We start from the raw sequence: 1578 nt of genomic DNA, 5'->3' as shown, positions 1-1578 counted from the left end.
CTATCCTGAAAATTAACTCGTTGCACGAACCAAAAAAAACAATACAAAACTAACCCTAGGCCTTACAAAATATGGTTAGGGTTGAAGAGCGATGATTCCTATCGTTTGTGTCAAGATGCTTCTGATTCCACCGTGACCTTTAACCCTAAGGATTCAAGTTTTTTAATTGATTGTCTGATGATCGTGTCGCGTTTTCTTTCCTCGTAATAGGTTGGGCCCAACTCAATATAAGGTTGTCTGCGCTTAAGGATGTAATATACGATCGTTAGTATACTGTGTGCAACGGCTACTGCAGCTCGATTCGCTCCACGACGTGCGGCAATCCGATGGTACTGGCTGGACAAGAACGTATTCTTCGTTCTAGCAGAGGCGCGTCCTGCTTCGACTAAGGCACTTCGGAGTTTTTGGTTCCCTTTACGGGTCTTGCCTGATTTCCTTTTTCCGGCACTCTCATTTTGACCTGGACACAGCCCCGCCCATGAACATAAGTGAGCAGCGGAGGGAAATTGATCCATGTTCGTGCCGATTTCAGCTACAATGGTTTCAGCCGTTCTTCTCGCCACTCCGGGAATCGTGTCCAGCAGTTCCAGGTCCTCTTCAAAAGGGAGCATACGCCTCTTAATCTCCTGGTCTAGTCTATCGATTTCTTCGTCTAGATAATCGATGTGCCGCAGTTGAGCTGCCAACATCAGTTTCTGATGATCGCCCATAAGACCGTTCAAAGCACGTTTTAATTCTTCTTTTTTGTTTTTCAATCGTTTCTGAGCCAACTCTGAAAGAAATTCAGGATTATCTTCACCAGCGATCATCGCCTCAATCATTGCTCGTCCTGATTTTCCAAGCACATTGCTGGCAACAGACGACAGTTTAATGTTGGCTCCTTCAAGCACTTTTTGAATGCGGTTTACTTCCCGGGACCGTTCGTCGATCAGGCTGCGCCGGTATCGTATCAGTTCCCGTAGTTCCCTTTGATCGCGGTTCGGAATGTAACTGCCCTGCAGTAAACCGTGACGAAGCAGACTGGCGATCCATTCGGCATCCTTAACATCCGTTTTACGTCCGGGCACATTTTTAATGTTTTTGGCGTTGACGACTAGGACCTGAATGTCTTCAAGTTCTAGTAGATTGTAGATGGGCTTCCAGAACGAGGCGGTGCTTTCCATTGCGACGTGGGTGCATCCGTTGCTTTTGATCCAGTCTACAAGCAGGATCAGGTCATCGGTCATGGTGGAAAAAGTACGGGTTTCCTTGATTTCCGGTGTGATCACGCAAGCCAACACGTTCTTCTTGTGAACGTCCAGCCCGCATACGTGGGAATAAACGACTTCCATAATAACGAACTCCTTGCGGCAGTAAAGATTAAGGGCTGGTGCAGCAACCGTCAAACGATTATTCTATCCTGCGTGCTCCCGAAAGGGGCAACAATCTGTGGTACACCTGGTCGCTGGGGTTCTGTCTAATAAACGGGCTTGTAAGCACCAAGATTAAGCGACCTCCCTCGCCAGCCGCAAGTCCATTATATCGCATATTGCTTATTTTCATCATCTGATGGTGCCGCGTCAGCGGCATGGATGTCTA

General features: G+C 47.5%; 1 protein-coding gene. It reads right to left on the bottom strand.

Annotated features, from left to right (window positions below; all coding sequences use genetic code 11):
• Positions 1-110: 110 nt before the first annotated feature.
• Positions 111-1331, bottom strand: a complete 1221-nt coding sequence (locus L1765_RS15845) for an IS110 family RNA-guided transposase (RefSeq protein ID WP_236408440.1) — start codon at positions 1329-1331, stop codon at positions 111-113.
• Positions 1332-1578 lie beyond the last annotated feature (247 nt).

The sequence above is a fragment of the Microaerobacter geothermalis genome (assembly GCF_021608135.1).
GTDB lineage: Bacteria > Bacillota > Bacilli > DSM-22679 > DSM-22679 > Microaerobacter > Microaerobacter geothermalis.
Note: the sequence above shows the minus strand (reverse complement) of the source record. Positions and strands in the feature narration are given on the sequence as shown.